This window comes from Nocardia sp. NPDC051570 (genome assembly GCF_044454005.1).
Lineage (GTDB): Bacteria > Actinomycetota > Actinomycetes > Mycobacteriales > Mycobacteriaceae > Nocardia.
Window position 1 is genome coordinate 624,495 of the sequence record NZ_JBITDI010000003.1, and the last position, 17,483, is coordinate 641,977.

Consider the following 17,483-nt stretch of genomic DNA (forward strand, 5'->3'; position numbering starts at 1 on the left):
CAGATACCGGCCCCCGAATACTGGGTTGAGGACATTAGGGGCATCCGCGGGCCTCGTCCTCCGGGCCCTGTGCGGTCAGTGGGGGCGCCTGACTAATCTCGGGGCGGTGACCACGCAGCATGACTACCCGGTGCTCTGGCCCATGCCGACCCGATGGGCGGACAACGATCACTACGGGCACGTCAACAATGTGACCTACTACTCCTACTTCGATACCGCGGTGAACGCCTGGCTGATCCACGCCACCGGCACCGACATTCGCGAACTGCCCGCGATCGGCGTCGTCGCCCAGACCTCGTGCAAGTTCGTGGGCTCGCTGAGCTTTCCCGACCAGCTGCGTGTGGGCCTGCGCATCGCCCGCCTCGGGCGCTCCAGCATCACCTACGATCTGGCCATCTTCCGCGAGGACGGCGATGTGCTCGAACTCGCGGCGACGGGGACGTTCGTCCATGTCTACGTCGACGATGTGACCCGTAAGCCGGTCGAGATCCCGGCCGTGATCCGAACCGCCGCGCAGGTTTTGGTCGTCGCCGCGGACTAGACCCGGCCGAGTAGGGTGAGCGGATCCTCGAGCAGCGACGATACGCTCGCGAGGAACCGCGCCGCCAATTCGCCGTCGATCATGCGATGGTCGAAGCTCAGGCCCAATTCGGTGACCCAGCGCACGGCCAGCTCGTCGCGATACACCCAGGGCCGCTTGCGGATCGAGCCCAGGCACATGATCGCGGCCTCGCCCGGATTCACCAGCGGCACACCCATGTCCACGCCGAACACACCGACATTGCTGATGGTGAACGTGCCCCCGCGCAGATCGGCGGGCGTGGCCGAACCGGACCGGGCGACATCGGCCAGCCAGCCGATCTCCCGGCACAGCTCGCGCAGGCTCAGCGACTGGGCCTCCTTCATATTCGGTACCAGCAGCCCCCGATCGGTGGCGACCGCGATGCCGAGATTCACGTAGTGCTTGGTGACGATCTCCTTGTTGTCCTCGTCCCAGAAGGTGTTGATCCCCGGGAACTCCGCCATCGCGGCGAGGGTCGCCTTGGCCACCAGCGCCAGCGGCGTGAGCGACAGTCCGGCAAAGGATTCGGTGGCGCGCAGATGATCGAGCAGCTCCATCGACGCGGTGAAGTCGATGGTGACGAACGCGCTGGCCTGCGGGATGGTGCGGGCGCTGGCCACCATGGCGGCGGCGCTGCGCTTGCGCACCCCGCTGACCGGGGTGCGACTCTCCCGGGTGGTCGGGGTCGGATGGATGATCCCGGTGTCGGGACGCATCACCGGCACCGGACGCGGGACCGGACGCGGCGCGTCCTCGGACTCCTCCTCGGGGCGAATGCGCTTGGGCGGCTGGGACACCGGGACGGCGTGGCGCACATCCTCCACGGTGACGGCCCCGGCCGGGCCCGATCCGGCGACGAAGGCGATATCGATGCCGAGTTCGCGGGCCAGCTTGCGCGCGGCCGGGGTGGCGGGCGGGCGGCCCGGAATCTCCGGATAGCCCTGCGGATCCGGCCGTACGATCGCCGAATCCTGGCTGCCCGCAGCATTATTCGCGGGCAGGCGAGTGCGCCGGGAGGTGGGTTCGTCATCGGGCCCGTAGCCGACGAGCACGGACTGCCGCTGCGCCGGTGGGGCCGCGACCGACGCGTCGGTCTGGACGCGAATCAGCGGCGCGCCGACCGGCACGGTATCGCCGGGCTCGGCGAGTAGTTCCACCACGCGCCCGGCGAACGGGCACGGCAGGGCCACCTGCGCCTTGGCGGTCTCGACCTCCGCGATGGTCTGGTTCAACTCCACGGTGTCGCCCACGGCCACCGACCACGAGACCAGATCGGCCTCGGTCAGGCCCTCCCCGAGATCGGGCAGGCGGAATTCGAGCGTGTGCGAATCTTCCAACGGAGCACCTCTGTCTGAACGAGCGGATCAGGCGGCAAGCGTTCGGTCGAGCGCGTCGAGAATGCGGTCGGGGTCGGGCAGGTGGTGCCGTTCGAGCTTAGCCGGGGGGTAGGGGATGTCGAAGCCGCCGACCCGCAATACCGGCGCTTCCAGCTGGTAGAAGCAGCGCTCGGTGATCCGTGCGGCGATCTCCGCGCCCAATCCGGCGAAGACCGGCGCCTCATGGGTCACGATCAGCCGACCGGTCCGGCGCACGGACTCCTCGACGGTATCGAAGTCGATCGGCGACAGGCTGCGCAGATCGATCACCTCGAGTTCGCGCCCCTCCCCGGCCGCGATCTCGGCCGCGGTGAGCGCGGTGCGGACCGTGCCGCCGTAGGCGACGATCGTGGCGTCGACGCCCGAGCGCAGGACGCGGGCACGGTGCAGCGGAAACGGATCGTCGTCCAGCGCCGCGAAATCGACCTCGGCCTTATCCCAGTAGCGGCGCTTGGGCTCGAAGAAGATCACCGGATCGTCGGCCGAAATCGCTTGGCGGATCATGAGATACGCGTCGGCGGGGGTGCTCGGCGAGACCACCCGCAGTCCCGCGGTATGCGCGAAGTAGGCCTCCGGCGATTCGGAGTGATGTTCCACCGAACCGATGCCACCGCCGAACGGGATGCGAATCGTGAGGGGCGCCATGACCTTTCCGCGCGTGCGGTAGTGGATCTTGGCGACCTGCGAGACGATCTGATCGAAGGCCGGGTAGACGAATCCGTCGAACTGGATCTCGCACACCGGCCGCAGGCCGCGCAGCGCCATGCCGAAAGCCGTTCCGACGATGCCGGATTCGGCCAGGGGCGTATCGATGACACGGTTGTTGCCGAAATCCTTCTGCAGGGTGTCGGTGACCCGGAAGACGCCGCCGAGGCGGCCGATGTCCTCGCCCATCAGCACGACCTTCGGATCGTCCTCGAGGGCCCGGCGCAGACCGGTGTTGATCGCATTGGCGAATGTGGTGATCATGACCGGACTCCCTCGAGGTAGGCCGCGTAGTCCCGGCGTTCCTCCCCGATCAGCGGATGCGGTGCGGCGTAGACGTGGTCGAACAGTTCCATGGGGTCCGGATCGGGCATCTCGATGGTCGCGGTCCGCAGGGCCGCGCCGACCTCGTCGGACCTGGTTCGCACGCGCTGTTCGAAGGCGCTGTCCCACAGGTCTTCTCGCTCCAGTAGTCGGCGCATGCGATCGATCGGATCGCGACGCTGCCACAGCTCGAGTTCGGCGGACGCGCGGTAGCGGGTCGGATCGTCGGCGGTGGTGTGCGGGCCCATGCGGTAGGTGATGGCCTCGATGAAGGACGGTCCGCCCCCGGAGCGGGCGCGGGCCACCGCCTGGCGGGTCACGGCCAGCACGCCGAGCGCGTCGTTACCGTCGACCTGCACGCCCGGAATGCCGTAGCCGTAGGCGCGGCGCACGATCGGGGTCTGGCTCTGCACGCGGACCGGCTCGCTGATCGCCCACTGGTTGTTCTGGCAGAAGAACACCACCGGCGCGCTCCACGCCGCCGCGAAGCCCAGCGCCTCGGCGATATCGCCCTGGCTGGTGGCGCCGTCGCCGAAGTAGGCGATCACCGCGATCTCGGCGCCGTCCAGATGCGCGGCGTAGGCGTAGCCGGTGGCGTGCAGGCCCTGGGCGCCGACCACGATCGCGGGATTGGTCATGTTGATTTCGGCCGGGTCCCAACAGGAATGGGCCACGCCACGCCAGAGCCGGGTGATCGTGGCGGGGTCGACGCCGCGGCCGTAGGCGACCGCGGCCTCGCGGTAGCTGCAGAACACGTAGTCGTCGGGGCGCAGGGCGTGGACGGAGCCGATCTGGGCGGCCTCCTGGCCCAGCAGCGGCGGCCACAGGCCCAGTTGTCCCTGGCGTTGCAGGGCGGTTGCCTCGGTATCGATCCGGCGGGCGACCACCATGTCTTCGAAGAGTTGCCGCAATTGCTCGGGGCCCACATCGGAGACCGATGCCGCATGTTCTCGATCGAATACGCGGCGGCCGTCGGGCTGGACCAACTGCACGGGGTAGGTGGCTCTGTCGGTCATAGCCATCGCCTCCTGGTTCGTCGCTCCGCCGGATCTCCGGGCTCGCGACGCGATAGTGTGTTGTACCTCACAGGATCCTCGGTTGTGCGAGTTGCGCAAGTCGCCACCCAGCAACTGCGCATAATGCTCGTTGCACTGACAGTGACGGCTGTCATACTGCGTTACATGTCCAGTGCAGAACCTGTCGGTGCCTCGGTCGACGCGACGGATGCGCGGCTGTTGCTCGAATTGGTGGCCAACCCCCGCGCCACCGGCGTGGAACTGGCCACCCGCCTGGGGCTTTCGCGTAATACCGTGCAGGCCCGGCTGGCTCGTTGGGAGGCGGGCGGGGTGCTCGCGAGCTTCGAACGGCGAGTCGATCCGAGAGCGCTGGGTTATCCGCTGGCAGCCTTCGTCGCGGTCGTCGTCGATCAGCACAAGCTCGATTCCGTCGTCGACGAGCTGGCCGAGGTCCCCGAGGTCACCGAGGTGTGCGGCATGACCGGCCCGACCGATCTGACCGTTCGGGTGGTCGCCCGCGACGCCGACGATCTGTACCGCATCGCGGGCCGGATCCTGAAGATCCCGGGCGTCGAACGCACCAATATGGCGCTGGTGATGCGTCAGCTCGTCGGCCCGCGCACCGCCCCGCTGCTGCGCCGACTATCGGGCCTCACCGCCCGCGCCGAACCGTCCCGCCTCCCGCGTCCCGCCGGAATCCCGCAACCGCGCCCGCGCTGAATTCAGTCCAGTTTCGGGGGATTGGCTCGCGACCCCGGGTGGGGAATTGGCGACCATTGCCCGATGAGCAGCAGTACCGCGGATATCGAAACGAAGGTCGCCGAGGATGTGGGCGCCGGGGTGTGGCAGCCGATCGGCGCGGGCGTGGTCGCGGCGCTGGTGGGATTCACCAGTTCGTTCGCGGTGGTGCTGGCGGGATTGACGAAGGTGGGGGCGACGCCCGCGCAGGCGGCGTCGGGTCTGCTGGCGGTCTGTCTCACCCAGGCGGTCGGAATGCTGGTGCTCAGCAGGCGATTTCGGATGCCGATCGCGCTGGCGTGGTCCACGCCGGGCGCGGCGCTGCTGGCGAGCACCGGGGCGGTGTCGGGTGGCTGGGCCGCCGCGGTCGGGGCGTTCGCGGTGACCGGCGTCCTCATCGTGCTGACCGGATTCTGGGAGCGGCTCGGGCGGTTGATCGCGGCGATTCCGGTGGAGATCGCGCAGGCGATGCTGGCGGGAGTGCTGATGCCGCTGTGCCTGGCGCCGATGAAGGCGGTGACCGTGAGCCCGGCCGTCGTGGTGCCGGTGCTGGTGGTGTGGCTGGCGCTGCAGCGATTCGCGCCGCGGTGGGCGGTGCTGGCGGCGTTCGCGGTGGCGGCCGTCGGCGCGGGGGTGGATATCGCGGTGACGCATCGGCGGCTGGATGTCTCGGCCATGGTCCCTCGGGTGGAATTGGTCGCGCCGCACTGGAGTTGGCAGGCGGTCATCGGAATCGCGATGCCGCTGTACATCGTCACGATGGCCGCGCAGAACATCCCGGGCACCGCGATCATGAGCTCGTTCGGCTATCGGGTCCCGTGGCGGGCCGCGATGATCACGACCGGGCTCGGCACCATGGTCGGCGCGCCGGCGGGTGGGCATGCGATCAATCTGGCCGCGATCAGTTCGGCGTTGTCGGCGGCCCCGGCGGCGCATCCGGATCCGCGGCGTCGTTGGATCGCGACATGCTCGGTGGGCTGCGTCTATCTGGTGCTCGCGCTGGCCTCGGGCGCGTTCGTGACGCTGGTGGCCACCGCGCCCAAGGGGGTGCTGGAAACCGTTGCGGGACTCGCCTTGATCGCGAGCCTCGGCGCGGCGCTGAGCGCGACCCTGGGTAGCGCCGAACATCGTGTCGCGGCGGTGGCCACCTTCGTGGTGTCGGCCTCCGGGATCGCGGTGTTCGGGATCGGCGCGGCGTTCTGGGCGCTGGTCGTGGGACTCGTGGTGCGCTGGGTGCTGGGTGGGCCGCGCGTTCCTCCCGTAGGGTGAGGGTGTTCTGCGTCACGGTACAGATCTACGACAGGAGCTGGCTTGACCGCGGTATTGATTTCGACCGACGATCTCCGGAAAATGCTGTCCGACAACGCTTCCCGCGTGCATCTTCTGGATGTGCGCTGGACTCTGGGCGATCCGGACGGCCCGCAGCACTATCTGGACGGCCACATACCCGGCGCCGTCTTCGTCGATCTCGAGACCGAACTGGCGGCACCGCCGTCCCCGGCCCGCGGCCGCCACCCGCTCCCCGAAACCGCCCATCTGCAGAAGTGCGCCCGCAGCTGGGGTCTGCGCACCGGCGAACCGGTCGTGGTCTACGACGCCACCGGCGGCATGGCCGCCGCCCGCGCCTGGTGGCTGCTGCGCTGGGCGGGCGTCACCGACGTGCGCATCCTCGACGGCGGCCTGCCCGCCTGGGAGCGCGCGGGCGGCGACCTGGCTCGCGGCGACGAGCCCGACCCCGAGCCCGGCACCATCGCGCTCACCCCCGGCAATATGCCGACCGTCGACGCCGACGGCGCGGCCGCCTGGTCCGGCGCCCTCCTCGACGCCCGCGCGGGCGAACGCTACCGCGGCGAGGTCGAACCGATCGACCCCCGCGCCGGCCATATCCCCGGCGCCCTGAGCGCCCCCACCGCCGAGAACCTCACCCCCCAGGGCACTTTCAAAACCCCCGAGGAACTCCACGCCCGCTTCATCACCCTCGGCCCCGGCCCGGTGGCCGTCTACTGCGGCTCGGGCGTCACCGCGGCCCACCAGGTGGCCGCCCTCGCGGTAGCGGGTATCGAGGCGACCCTCTACCCCGGTTCCTGGTCCCAATGGTCCAGCGACCCGCATCGCCCGGTGGCCACGGTCTGACCACCTCCCGCCCGGTCCGCCCAGCGGGCCGGGCCGGGAGATCACGGTCGGTCACGGGCAAGTCTCGGCCACGCGGGTGAGGGCCTTGTGGTCGGCGATGGTGACGGGCAGGTCGTAATGCGTTGCGGTGGTGAGGTATTTGCCCGCGTAGAAGCAGTGGTAGGGCTGGGCCGGGGGTAGCCAGTCGGCGGGGGTTCGGTCGCCCTTGGTCTCGTTGGTCTCGCCGTCGACGGCCAGGAGGTTGCGGATGATGTCGTTGGCGAAGCGCAGGCGTTGGGGGAGGGGCCATTCGGCGGCGCCCATGGCCCAGGCGGCGGCCAGGGGGTAGACGTGGTCGATCTGGACGGCGCGGGGGTGGGAGCGGTCGAAGGTGATGCGTTTGCCGGTGTAGGGGTCGTCGAGGATACCGGCGTCGACGACGCAGTCGCGGGTGCCGGGGCGGAAGCGTACCTCGCGTAACTGCTTGCCCAGCACGTTGTTTCGGGAATCGCAGCCGATGTGGCCGCCGGGGGCGTCCGGGGAGCCGGTCCACGCGGGGCCGAAGACGCAGGCCTGATTCGCCTGGCAGCCACGCTCGTAGCCGCGCAGCGGCGGGCGGGCGTCGATGATCCGTACGGCGGCCAGCAGGGTCTCCAGTTCCGCGCGGGTGGGACTGCCGGGTGCGGGCGGGGGATGGCCCAGCACCGAACACGCAGTCGCCATCACCGCGACGATCGCCGTCGCGCACCACCCGCCGCATTTCCCCCATCGCACGGATCAGGTGTACCCGAGACCACCGACAGGTTCGCCGGATCCGGGCTACAACCAGGCGCGGGCCAGCAGATCGTCGGCCTGGAGTTCGGCGCCGGCGGGCGGGAATCGGGTCGCCGCGATCGACTCCACCCGTGCCCCGTCGTGGCCGATGAGCCAGGAGCCGCCGCGATCCTCGCATTCGGCGATCTTGGCGAACGTGGTGAGCAGGAAGGTGATGGCATCGCGCGGATCGAAGGTCCGGGCCAGCCGCTGCGATTCCCCCGGTCGCGACAGATCGAGCCAGACCCCGGACTGGCCGTCCAGGCGCATGCCGACGATCTTCGCGGTATCCACGAAGGTGTACTTGCGCCGCTCCCACGGCGTCGCCGGCGTGAAACTCTGCTCGAGGACCTGGAGCAGAATGGTCATCGCACTGCCCTCCTCCACACGCGTCGCCGTGGCGGCGCGCGGTTCGGGCCCTGGGGTGCGCGGGCACGAACCGTATCGGTTGCCCGGATGTGATCGTTATCTGCCGCATATCTGCGACCGAGTCCGTTCGTCGCCTGTGACCAGCGGATATTCCAGTATGTTCCGTGCCGGGGCAGAAAGAAAGACCGTCATGTCGGTGATGGCTGATTGGATGGACGAATGCTGCACGGGTTGTGGTCGCCGGGATCTGGGTTGCTGCTGTGGCGTGACCCCGAATCCGGGGACGGCGTCGCGGTGGCGCCCGTTCCGCTGGGCGAGATCGTGCGGACGGCCCGCTTCCGTCACCGCGCCCGGGTCCTGGCGGCGGGCCCGGACGGTCCGGCCGAGGCCGAGGTGCCCGCGCACGCGCTCGCACCGGATACGGCCGCCCAGGTGCTGCTGCAGTCCCTGCCCGCCGCGGTCGTCGCGGCGGATCTGCGCTATCTCGCCCATGTCGCGCGCGGTATCGAGCGATGGGTGCGCGCGGGCCGGATCGTGCCCGATCTGACCCGCGCGGACGGCGACTGGTGGGTGCGCTGGCGGCTGGTCGGCGGGCAGCGCCAGCGCGCGTGGCTGGCCGAGCTGGCCGTGGCGATGCCGCCGGCGCTGCGGGTCTCGGGCCGCCCGGCCGCGATCCTCGAGGATCTGGTCGCCGAGCTGACCGATCCGATCGCGCGCCTGCACACCCCGCGGCCGCGCTCGGCTCATCCGCTGCTGGCGGCGCTGATCGCCGACGCGCCCCTGGACTCCGGATCCCATCGCGTGGCCGCCGCGCTCGAGGAGTGGCGAACCAGCCTCACGGTCGGCGAGCCGGAACTGGTGCTGCGCCTGCTCGAACCCGAGGACGACTCCGAGGAGGGCGGCGAGAGCATCGACGCGCTGTGGCGGCTCGAGGTCTGTCTCCGAGCGGAAGGTGAAGCGCCGCAAGCAATCGCGCTGCACGGCGATCCGGCGCTGGTGCGCACGGCGGGGGAGAAGGTGACCGCCGTCGTGGCGGCGTACCCGATCCTGCGCGAATTGCCGCGCGACCCTCGGAGTATGGATTTCCTGCTGCCGACCCAGGTCGTGCAGGATCTGGTCGCGCACGGCGCGCATGTGCTGCGGGCGGCCGGTGCGCAGCTGCTGCTGCCGCGGGCATGGCGCATCGCCGGCCCGAGTATGCGCGTGCATGTGCAGAGTCCCGCCGCCACCGAAACCGAGGTCGGGCTCAGCGGTTTGGTGTCCTACCGCTGGGAGCTGGCGCTGGGCGATATGGTGCTGACCCCCGCCGAGATGTCGCGGTTGGTGCGGTCGAAATCCGATCTGGTCCGGCTGCGCGGCCAATGGGTGCAGGCCGATCACCGCATGCTCGCGGCGGCCGCGGCCTATCTCGACGGCCGCACCGACGAGACGACCGGCACCCTGACCCAATTCCTCGGCGAGATCGGCTCCGCGGGTATCCAACAGGTGCCGATCGAGCAGACCAGCGCGACCGGTTGGGCCGCGGAGCTTTTCGCCTCCGCCGAATCGGCGCGCGAGGTCGAGGCGCCGATCGGACTGAAGGCGCAGCTGCGGCCGTATCAGCTGCGCGGACTGTCGTGGCTGGCGACCATGAATCGCCTGAACTGCGGCGCGATCCTGGCCGACGATATGGGCCTGGGCAAGACGATTCAGGTGCTGGCGCTGTTGGCGCACGAGCGGGAGGACGCCTCCGCGCCGGGACCGACGCTGCTGGTATGTCCGATGTCGGTGGTGGGCAACTGGCAGCGCGAGGCCGAACGCTTCGTGCCCGATCTGCGCGTGCTCGTCCACCATGGCGCCGGTCGCCGCCGCGGTGCGGAACTCGATGCGGCCGTGGCGGATTCGGATCTGATGATCACCACCTACGCACTACTGGCCCGCGACGCCGAGGAGTTCAAGCGTCAGCGGTGGGAACGCATCGTGCTCGACGAGGCGCAGCACATCAAGAACGCGGGCACCCGCCAGGCCCGCGCCGCCCGCACCGTCCCCGCCCGGCATCGCCTGGCGCTCACCGGGACTCCCGTGGAGAACCGGCTCGAGGAGTTGCGCTCCATCCTGGATTTCGCCGCGCCGAAACTGCTGGGGAAGGCCTCGGAGTTCCATGCCCGCTTCGCCGTGCCGATCGAGCGCGAACGCGATGAGAACGCCATCAGCCGGTTGCGCGCGATCACCGCGCCCTTCGTGCTGCGCCGGGTCAAGACCGATCCGGCGGTGATCTCCGATCTCCCGGACAAGATCGAGATCACCGTCCGCGCCAACCTGACCGTGGAACAGGCCGCGCTGTATCAGGCCGTGGTCGACGATATGGTGGCCAAGCTGAAGTCGAAGTCGAACAAGGGCATCGCGCGTAAGGGCGCGGTGCTCGGTGCGCTGACCCGGCTCAAGCAGGTATGCAACCATCCCGCCCACTTCCTGGGCGACGGCTCGGCGGTGCTGCGCCGCGGGCAGCATCGCTCCGGCAAGCTGGGGCTGGTCGAGGACGTACTGGAGTCGGTGGTGGCCGACGGCGAGAAGGCGTTGCTGTTCACCCAGTTTCGCGAGTTCGGCGAGCTGATCGCGCCGTATCTGGCCGAGCGGTTCGGCACGCCGATCCCGTTCCTGCACGGCGGGGTCTCCAAGACCGGGCGTGACACGATGGTCGAGCGCTTCCAGGGCGACGGCGGTCCGCCGCTGATGTTGTTATCGCTCAAGGCCGGTGGCACCGGATTGAATCTGACCGCCGCCAATCACGTGGTACACCTGGATCGCTGGTGGAATCCGGCGGTGGAGAATCAGGCCACCGACCGCGCCTTCCGGATCGGACAGCGCCGCGATGTGCAGGTGCGCAAGCTCGTCTGCGTCGACACGATCGAGGAGCGCATCGACGATATGATCGGCGGGAAGCAGGAATTGGCGAATCTGACCGTCGGCTCCGGCGAGAACTGGATCACCGAGCTGGGTTCGGATGAGCTGCGCGAGCTGTTCGCGCTCGGGCCGGAGGCGGTGGGGGAGTGAGCCCGTTCGAGGATTACAGCACCTACGGTAAGCGGCTGCCGGTGCGCGGCGGGGTGGAGCCGCGCAGCAGGCGGGGGTCGTTCGCGCGGACATGGTGGGGCCGGTCGTTCATCGAGGCGGTCGAGCAGGTCGCCGATGCCGGACGGCTGGCACGCGGCCGCTCCTATGCCCGGTCCGGTCAGGTGGTCACCTATCAGCTCGAGCCGGGTGCGGTGACCGCCGAGGTGCAGGGCAGTCAGCCGCGCCCGTTCACCGCGGCGCTGACCATGCGCAAGCTGCGCGACGAACGGCTGGACGAGCTGATCGAACAGGTGCGCGGCACGCCGGGCATGCTCGCGCAGCTGGCCTCCGGCGCGTTGCCGAAGGAGCTGGGTCCGCTGCTGCTGCCCACCACGGCCGCCGAACTCGATTTCGCCTGCACCTGTCCCGATTCCGGCTGGCCGTGCAAGCATGTCGCGGCGGTCTGCTACATCATCGCCGAGCGCCTCGACGAACAGCCCTCGGCCATGCTCGTCCTGCGCGGCCTCGATCTGGACACCCTCATCGGCGGCGTTCAATCCGATAACGGCCCCACGGTCTCCGACGACCTCTACGGCGATACCACCCCCCTGCCCGCGCTGCCCGCCCCCGACTTCCGCCCCGCGCTGGAGGATCTCGACCCCGTCCCGCTGCGCCAGGCCCTGCGCATGACCGCCGAGGATGAAGACACCGCCGAGGCGGGCCTGCGCGACCTGCGCGAGCTGTACTACGGCCTGAACAGGTAGCGACGCACACCCCTCTGGCGCATCGCCGAACCTGCCGCGGTGCCGTCCTCGCTCGCGGGGTTACCGAGGTAGTGCACCCGGCGCCGGCGATGTGCCGATCAGCGGCATTGCTGATCGGTGCCGGGTGCTGTTCTCAGCGTCGTCCGAAAAGCGTTGCGACGGAAGATGGTTCATGCGTACAACGGGATCTGTACGCATACTCGGCCGTGTTCGGTATGGGATGCTGCTGGTGAGGCCGTGATGGGATGCCGCTGGTGGAGGAGGGTCATGGAGGCCGAATTCGGAAAGGCGCTCGGCGAGCGCGTCACCCGGTTGTACACCGCTCACCGCTTGCCCAGCCTGGCGGTAGCCGCCGCGCGGGGCGGTGCCGTACTCGCCGCCGTCGCACGGGGTTTCGCCGATATCGAGCACGGTGTGCCGGCCGATTCCGACAGTGCGTATCGCATCGGCTCGATTACCAAGACCTTCACCGCGGCACTGACGCTCCGGCTAGTCGGACAACGGCTTCTCGACCTGGACGCCCCGGTCGGGCATTACCTTCCCGCGACCTCGTTCGGACAGGTCCCGCTGCGCATGCTGCTCGCCCACTGCGGTGGTATCCAGCGCGAGGTTCCGATCGATATGTGGGAGTCGATGCGGGGACCGTCCGAACCCGAATTCCGCGAGGCTCTCGCCCGCGTGGAGAGGGTGGCCGAACCCGGACAGCGTTGGCAGTACTCCAATCTCGGATACGCCACGATCGGCGCGATCATCGAGCACGTCACCGGCCGCCGCTGTGCCGAGCTGATCAGCGAGACACTGCTGACCCCGCTGGGTATGAGCCGAACGACATGGACGCCACCGGCCGATGCGGCCGTCGGCTATCGCATCGACCCGTACGCCGACACCTGCCACCGGGAACCGCATATGGATATGGCCGCGATCGCGGTCATCGGCCAATTATGGTCCACACCAACGGATTTGCTGCGCTGGGGCAATGCGCTGATCGGCGCGGAACCGGAGGTCGTGCCCCTATCGGTCGTCGACGCGATGCATACCGCGCAGGTCATGGTCGACACCCGGGCGTGGACACAGGGATGGGGACTGGGTCTCATCCTCGACCGCCGTAGCGATCACATCCTCGCCGGTCACACCGGGTCCGTGCCCGGCTTCCACGCGGCGCTGACCACCGACAGGCGATCCGGCACCGTGGTCGTCGCCTGCACCAATGCCACCCGGGGCATCACCTTGACCGACCTCACCGCCGACCTCGCCGACCAAGCGGCCGCGCTGCGCTCTCCGGTCGCCGTATCGGCATGGGAACCGGCACCGCCGTGTCCGGAGGAGATCCGCGAAATCCTCGGCCGGTGGTGGGCCGAGGCCGAGGAGACCGTATTCACCTGGCGCCACGACGGTCTGCACGCTCACGTTGCCGCCGATCCGGAGAACACCGACAGCCGCTTCATTGCCGAGGCTCCCGGGTGTTATCGAACGGTCGAAGGACGCTACCAGGGTGAACGTCTGACCGTCAGCCGGGCTGCCGGGGGAATCCTCATGCGCTGGGCTACTTACCCATTCACCCGTTCACCTCGATGAAGCCGCGCAGCCGTTCCCAGGTGGCGGTCGTGGCCCGGATCCCGTGATGCGATCGCAAATGAAGGTCGGCGGTATGGAATACCCGCACAACCCTCGGCGTCGACGCGCCGGGCTCGGCGTAGTCGAGTGCCTTCTCGATTGCGGCACAAGCCGAGTCGAGTTCACCGAGTTGCAGATGCGCATTCGCGCCTTCGAGCCGCCAGATGATGCGATTGCGCACGAACATCGGCGAACCGGTCTCCTCCACCTGCTGCAACGCCGCGATCGCCGCCCGCGGTTCGCCGAGATCGAACAGGCACAACCCCCGATAGCCCGCCAGGGTGGCGTCGTCGAAAACCGATAGCCAGCCGGGATCCGGTTCTGCCGCCACATGCCGATTCAAATCCGACTCCGCCTCACCGAGCATCTGGTGGCACAGATCGGTCTCGCCCATCCGGGCATGGGCGCGGGCGGCCACCGCGGCCGCGAATGCCATCAACTTTCTGTTGCCACTGCGCCGCGCCCACGCCAGGGATCCGTACGCGCGCTCGGCGCCCAATTCGGGATTACCGCACCAGATATTCGAATACGCGGCGCTCGGCCCGAGCACATACGCGACGAGGTCCGCGGCACCGGCTTGCGCCGCGGCATTGCGGGCGTTGGCGAACATCCGTTCGGCGCCCGGCTGATCGCCGCGGTCGAACATCATCCACCCGGCGAGCTGCTCGGCCTCGGCCACCGTGCGCCGCAGCGATGTTCTCGCCGGCGCCGACAACCCCGAACTGTCCACCGCGGCCGCCGTTTTGGCGAATGTCATCAGTTCGGCGAGCCGGTCCGCCGCCAGGGTGTGATCGGTCGCCCGCACATCGTCGATCACCTGCCGTAACTCGATTTCCGCGCTATCGGGAGACAGCGTCGGTGGGGCGACCGCCGATCGGTCCGCGGCGACGAACAGCGGCGTGGCCAACCGCTCGAGCTCACCTCGCGCATCCAGGACGACATCCAATCGTCGCACCAGATCCGGACGCGGACGCCGCTGTGCCTTCTCGACCTTGGCCAGCAATTCGCCGCTGACCAGGACCAGCCGCCCGAGTTCGCGAAGCGACCGGCCACGGGCCAGTCGGCGCGCCCGCAGTTCCGCCCCGAACGTCGCCCCCGCCGACGCCCGCGGATCCAACTTCCGAAGCGCTTGCCCCATGCCTCGATTATCCCGATCCCGGGCAGGAGGTCGGGGTCCGAACCCGTCGCGGCCCGATTGACGATTCGAGACAACCCTGAAACAGTGAAACCGGCTTTCTCGCACCAAGTTTCGCGGGACCTCGGGAGGTGGGCGCTATGGACGCCAGGAGGACGTCGATGCTCGGTAGGCGGGACTTACTCCTACTGTTGCCGTTGCTGCCGACCGCGGCGCTGGTGGCCACGCCCTGGCTGCCGTTCGTCAACACGACCCGGCTCTGGTTCGGGCTGCCCGCGATGCTGGTCTGGACGACGCTCTGGGTGCTCGCGATCGTGCCGGTCCTCGCGGCCGTCGAATGGGCACGCTCCGGCGGCCCGGACGAGGAGGCGGGGGAGTGAATATCGTCTCGGTCGTCGCCCTCGTCGGCATGGTCGTCATCGCGGTGATCGGCGTGTTCGCCAGCCGCACGCCCGCTGTCGATCTTGCCGAATGGTCCGTGGCGGGAAGGCGTTTCGGCGCGGTCACGATGTGGTTCCTGCAGGCGGGCGAGACCTACACGACCTTCACCTTTCTCGGCGTCTCGGGCCTGGCGTTCACCGGCGGCGTCGCCGCCACCTACGCGCTGCCGTACCTGCCGCTGGCATGTCTGGTCTGGTACTTCGTCGGGCCGCGGCTGTGGCGGCTGGGCCGTCGGCACAACTATCTGACGCAGGCCGACTTCTACGAGGAGCGATACCGCAGCAGGGCACTGGGCGTGCTGGTCGCGGTGACCTCGGTGATCTTCATGCTGCCGTATCTGCAGCTGCAGATCACCGGGCTCGGGTTGATCATCGGCCTGATCACCCACGACAGTGGTTCGGGCACCTGGGCCATGATCGTCGGAACCGTGCTGACGGCCGCCTTCGTGCTCTGGGCGGGTCTGCGCGGCACCGCCGCCACCTCGTATCTGAAGGATGCGCTCATGCTCGCCGCGGTCGCGATCGTCGCTGTCGCGGTGCCGCTGCATTTCACCGGCGGGATCGGGCGGGCCTTTCACGAGGTCGCGCGGTTGCATCCGGCGGCGCTGACGCTGCACGCGGGTCCCAACGATCAGGTGTGGTGGCTCACCAGCATGCTGACGAGTTTCATCGGCCTCGCCTTCTTCACCGTTCCCACCCTCTGGCCCACGCTGCTGTCGGCACGCGGCGTGCGGAGCCTGCGTCGCAACTGGATGATGCTTCCGCTCTACCAAATCGCCCTGGTGTTGCCGATATCGATCGGATTCGTCGCGATCCTGGCGCTGCCCAAGGGCGCGTCGGCCAACGGCGCGCTGTTGACGCTGGCCAGGGAGGCCCTGCCGGCGTGGCTGCTGGGCCTGATCGCGGTGGCGGGTGCCGCGGCGGCGATGGTGCCCGCCTCGGTGATGGTGCTGGCGATGTCGTCGATGGTGGTCCGCAACGTGATTCGCGTCGGTAGTCCGCGCACCCAGCTCCTCGCCAATCACAGTGTGGTCGTGCTCATTCTGGCGGTGGCGTTGGTATTGGAGCTGGCTCGACCGAATGCCCTGGCCAATCTGCTGTTGCTCACCTTCAGCGGCCTGATCCAGTTCACTCCTGGTCTGGTGGCGGGGCTTCCCGAGCGTCCGGTGCTGGGAAGGTCGGCGGTGATCTGCGGGATCGTCATCGGTGAGGTCGTCACCGTCGGGGCGACGTTCTGGACTTTCTTCCCGGCGGATGTGAACGCGGGCATTCCCGCGCTCGGCGTCAACATCGTGGTGGCGGTTCTGGTCGAGGCGGCGGTGCGAATGTCCGGGCGAGCGCGCAGTTCAGCACCGGACGACGAGCTCGAGGTGTCGCCGGTGGCGTGAGGCGGGCTCTATCGTGAACCCATGCCCATTGAGGTGATCGACGATCTCGGTGCCGCCGTGGCGCTGGTCCGGCCGGTCGCCCGGGTCGTATCGCTCGTCCCGTCCCTGACCGAGGCGGTCGCGGTCACCCGTCCCGAGCTGTTGATCGCCGCCACCGAATGGTGCACGCATCCGGCCGGTCTGGCGGTCGAGCGGGTGCGGGGGACGAAGAATCCGGATATCCGGCGCATCGTGGAATTGGCCCCGGATCTGGTGGTGTGCAATCAGGAGGAGAATCGGCGGATAGACGTCGATCGGCTGCGGTCGGCGGGAATTCCGGTGTGGGTCACCAGGATCCGCACCCTCGACGAGGCATTCGACTCGCTGGCGCGGCTGTTCGGGGTCGCGCTCGGACTCGGTACGCCCGCGTGGTTGACCGAGGCGCAACGGATCTGGGCGCCGTCGCTCCCGGAACCGGTGCGCGCGGCCGTGATTCCGATCTGGCGTCGGCCGTGGATGGTCGTCGGCCATGACACCTTCACCGCGGATCTGGCCGCTCGCTTGGGTTTACGGCTCGTCCACGCCGATCGCACCGAGCGGTATCCGACGGTGTCGGAGGCCGAGCTGCGGCGCGGGGTGGAGCTGGCGGTGCTGCCGGACGAGCCCTATGTCTTCACCGCCGACGACGGACCCGACGCCTTCGACGGTATCGCGGTGGCCCTGGTATCGGGCCGCGACCTCACCTGGTACGGCCCGTCCCTGATCACCGCCCGAGCGACCCTGACCGATCGGCTCGCCCGCGCCTTCGTCCCCTGAGCCCCGGTGTCGAATGCCTCATGGTCGCTTGATTCAAAAATGATGTAGATGTAAATTTGATGTATGATCCGTACTCAGGTTCAATTGCCTGACGAGCTGTACCGGGACGCCAAGCGGATTGCGGAGGAGCACGAGATGACCCTGGCGGAGGTCGTTCGTCGCGGACTGGAGCATATGGTGCGGATCTATCCCGCCCGTGACGCCGGGACGGATGTGTGGCAGCCGCCGAAACCGCGGCGGCTCGGGGCGTTTCGAGCGCCGGAAGAGGCATGGCGCGAACTCGCACACGAGGCCTGAGG

The 17,483-nt window shown here is 69.0% G+C and carries 17 protein-coding genes; 11 read left to right on the forward strand and 6 right to left on the reverse strand.

Annotated elements, in window-relative coordinates:
- Positions 1-142: 142 nt before the first annotated feature.
- Entirely contained in the window at positions 143-541 is a 399-nt protein-coding gene (locus ACIA76_RS09870; RefSeq protein ID WP_397150723.1) for an acyl-CoA thioesterase, read from the forward strand.
- On the opposite strand, the gene ACIA76_RS09875 is transcribed toward ACIA76_RS09870, so the two are convergent.
- The 3 genes from ACIA76_RS09875 to pdhA are packed head-to-tail and all read right to left on the reverse strand — an operon-like array spanning position 538 to position 3,983.
- Entirely contained in the window at positions 538-1,899 is a 1,362-nt protein-coding gene (locus tag ACIA76_RS09875) for a dihydrolipoamide acetyltransferase family protein (RefSeq protein WP_397150535.1), read from the reverse strand. The genes ACIA76_RS09870 and ACIA76_RS09875 overlap by 4 nt on opposite strands.
- A 27-nt stretch (positions 1,900-1,926) precedes the next feature.
- Positions 1,927-2,907 carry an alpha-ketoacid dehydrogenase subunit beta gene (locus ACIA76_RS09880; protein WP_397150537.1) on the reverse strand — a complete coding sequence of 327 codons (981 nt, stop codon included), beginning with the start codon at positions 2,905-2,907 and terminating at the stop codon, positions 1,927-1,929.
- Positions 2,904-3,983: a pyruvate dehydrogenase (acetyl-transferring) E1 component subunit alpha gene (gene pdhA, locus ACIA76_RS09885; protein WP_397150539.1), complete on the reverse strand. Its 1,080-nt coding sequence runs from the start codon at positions 3,981-3,983 to the stop codon at positions 2,904-2,906. Before pdhA ends, ACIA76_RS09880 begins: the two co-directional genes overlap by 4 nt.
- A 165-nt stretch (positions 3,984-4,148) precedes the next feature.
- On the opposite strand from pdhA, the gene ACIA76_RS09890 reads away from it, so the two are divergent.
- The 3 genes from ACIA76_RS09890 to ACIA76_RS09900 all read left to right on the forward strand — a co-directional run bounded on the left by ACIA76_RS09890 (position 4,149) and on the right by ACIA76_RS09900 (position 6,854).
- Positions 4,149-4,703, forward strand: coding sequence for an Lrp/AsnC family transcriptional regulator (locus tag ACIA76_RS09890; protein WP_397150541.1), 555 nt, complete (start codon positions 4,149-4,151; stop codon positions 4,701-4,703).
- A 63-nt stretch (positions 4,704-4,766) separates the two neighbouring features.
- Positions 4,767-5,990 carry a benzoate/H(+) symporter BenE family transporter gene (locus tag ACIA76_RS09895; protein ID WP_397150543.1) on the forward strand — a complete coding sequence of 408 codons (1,224 nt, stop codon included), beginning with the start codon at positions 4,767-4,769 and terminating at the stop codon, positions 5,988-5,990.
- Positions 5,991-6,044: 54 nt separating this feature from the next.
- Positions 6,045-6,854: a sulfurtransferase gene (locus tag ACIA76_RS09900; protein ID WP_397150725.1), complete on the forward strand. Its 810-nt coding sequence runs from the start codon at positions 6,045-6,047 to the stop codon at positions 6,852-6,854.
- Positions 6,855-6,905: 51 nt separating this feature from the next.
- Here the strand turns inward: ACIA76_RS09900 and ACIA76_RS09905 are convergent, their stop codons facing one another.
- Both ACIA76_RS09905 and ACIA76_RS09910 read right to left on the reverse strand, forming a co-directional pair.
- The gene (locus ACIA76_RS09905; RefSeq protein ID WP_397150545.1) at positions 6,906-7,556 is read right to left on the reverse strand and encodes an HNH endonuclease family protein; all 651 of its coding nucleotides are present in this window, start codon (positions 7,554-7,556) and stop codon (positions 6,906-6,908) included.
- A 96-nt stretch (positions 7,557-7,652) separates the two neighbouring features.
- A complete protein-coding gene (locus ACIA76_RS09910) occupies positions 7,653-8,015 on the reverse strand; it encodes a hypothetical protein (protein WP_397150547.1) in 363 nt (120 codons plus the stop codon).
- A gap of 219 nt (positions 8,016-8,234) precedes the next feature.
- Between ACIA76_RS09910 and ACIA76_RS09915 the strand changes: the two genes are divergently transcribed.
- The 3 genes from ACIA76_RS09915 to ACIA76_RS09925 all read left to right on the forward strand — a co-directional run bounded on the left by ACIA76_RS09915 (position 8,235) and on the right by ACIA76_RS09925 (position 13,387).
- Positions 8,235-11,048, forward strand: coding sequence for a DEAD/DEAH box helicase (locus tag ACIA76_RS09915; protein ID WP_397150549.1), 2,814 nt, complete (start codon positions 8,235-8,237; stop codon positions 11,046-11,048).
- The gene (locus ACIA76_RS09920; protein ID WP_397150551.1) at positions 11,045-11,812 is read left to right on the forward strand and encodes an SWIM zinc finger family protein; all 768 of its coding nucleotides are present in this window, start codon (positions 11,045-11,047) and stop codon (positions 11,810-11,812) included. Before ACIA76_RS09915 ends, ACIA76_RS09920 begins: the two co-directional genes overlap by 4 nt.
- Before the next feature lie 267 nt (positions 11,813-12,079).
- The gene (locus ACIA76_RS09925) at positions 12,080-13,387 is read left to right on the forward strand and encodes a serine hydrolase domain-containing protein (RefSeq protein ID WP_397150553.1); all 1,308 of its coding nucleotides are present in this window, start codon (positions 12,080-12,082) and stop codon (positions 13,385-13,387) included.
- Here the strand turns inward: ACIA76_RS09925 and ACIA76_RS09930 are convergent.
- Complete coding sequence (locus ACIA76_RS09930) at positions 13,368-14,564, reverse strand: helix-turn-helix domain-containing protein (RefSeq protein ID WP_397150555.1); 1,197 nt, start codon at positions 14,562-14,564, stop codon at positions 13,368-13,370. The genes ACIA76_RS09925 and ACIA76_RS09930 overlap by 20 nt on opposite strands.
- A gap of 158 nt (positions 14,565-14,722) precedes the next feature.
- Between ACIA76_RS09930 and ACIA76_RS09935 the strand changes: the two genes are divergently transcribed.
- From ACIA76_RS09935 to ACIA76_RS09950, 4 genes are all read left to right on the forward strand, one after another.
- Positions 14,723-14,941, forward strand: a complete 219-nt coding sequence (locus ACIA76_RS09935; protein ID WP_397150557.1) for a hypothetical protein — start codon at positions 14,723-14,725, stop codon at positions 14,939-14,941.
- Positions 14,938-16,389, forward strand: a complete 1,452-nt coding sequence (locus tag ACIA76_RS09940) for a sodium:solute symporter (protein WP_397150559.1) — start codon at positions 14,938-14,940, stop codon at positions 16,387-16,389. The genes ACIA76_RS09935 and ACIA76_RS09940 overlap by 4 nt, the downstream gene beginning before the upstream one ends.
- Before the next feature lie 21 nt (positions 16,390-16,410).
- Entirely contained in the window at positions 16,411-17,184 is a 774-nt protein-coding gene (locus ACIA76_RS09945; RefSeq protein WP_397150561.1) for a helical backbone metal receptor, read from the forward strand.
- Between the two features lie 63 nt (positions 17,185-17,247).
- A complete protein-coding gene (locus ACIA76_RS09950) occupies positions 17,248-17,481 on the forward strand; it encodes an antitoxin (protein WP_397150563.1) in 234 nt (77 codons plus the stop codon).
- The last annotated feature ends 2 nt before the right edge of the window (positions 17,482-17,483 follow it).

Coding starts and splice junctions, on each gene's coding strand:
- ACIA76_RS09890 (WP_397150541.1), top strand. CDS start 4,149: ATGTCCAGTGCAGAACCTGTCGGTGCCTCGGTCGACGCGACGGATGCG.
- ACIA76_RS09905 (WP_397150545.1), bottom strand. CDS start 7,556: ATGGCGACTGCGTGTTCGGTGCTGGGCCATCCCCCGCCCGCACCCGGC.
- ACIA76_RS09945 (WP_397150561.1), top strand. CDS start 16,411: ATGCCCATTGAGGTGATCGACGATCTCGGTGCCGCCGTGGCGCTGGTC.
- ACIA76_RS09895 (WP_397150543.1), top strand. CDS start 4,767: ATGAGCAGCAGTACCGCGGATATCGAAACGAAGGTCGCCGAGGATGTG.
- ACIA76_RS09880 (WP_397150537.1), bottom strand. CDS start 2,907: ATGATCACCACATTCGCCAATGCGATCAACACCGGTCTGCGCCGGGCC.
- ACIA76_RS09910 (WP_397150547.1), bottom strand. CDS start 8,015: ATGACCATTCTGCTCCAGGTCCTCGAGCAGAGTTTCACGCCGGCGACG.
- ACIA76_RS09915 (WP_397150549.1), top strand. CDS start 8,235: ATGCTGCACGGGTTGTGGTCGCCGGGATCTGGGTTGCTGCTGTGGCGT.
- ACIA76_RS09950 (WP_397150563.1), top strand. CDS start 17,248: ATGATCCGTACTCAGGTTCAATTGCCTGACGAGCTGTACCGGGACGCC.
- ACIA76_RS09870 (WP_397150723.1), top strand. CDS start 143: ATGCCGACCCGATGGGCGGACAACGATCACTACGGGCACGTCAACAAT.
- pdhA (WP_397150539.1), bottom strand. CDS start 3,983: ATGACCGACAGAGCCACCTACCCCGTGCAGTTGGTCCAGCCCGACGGC.
- ACIA76_RS09930 (WP_397150555.1), bottom strand. CDS start 14,564: ATGGGGCAAGCGCTTCGGAAGTTGGATCCGCGGGCGTCGGCGGGGGCG.
- ACIA76_RS09925 (WP_397150553.1), top strand. CDS start 12,080: ATGGAGGCCGAATTCGGAAAGGCGCTCGGCGAGCGCGTCACCCGGTTG.
- ACIA76_RS09935 (WP_397150557.1), top strand. CDS start 14,723: ATGCTCGGTAGGCGGGACTTACTCCTACTGTTGCCGTTGCTGCCGACC.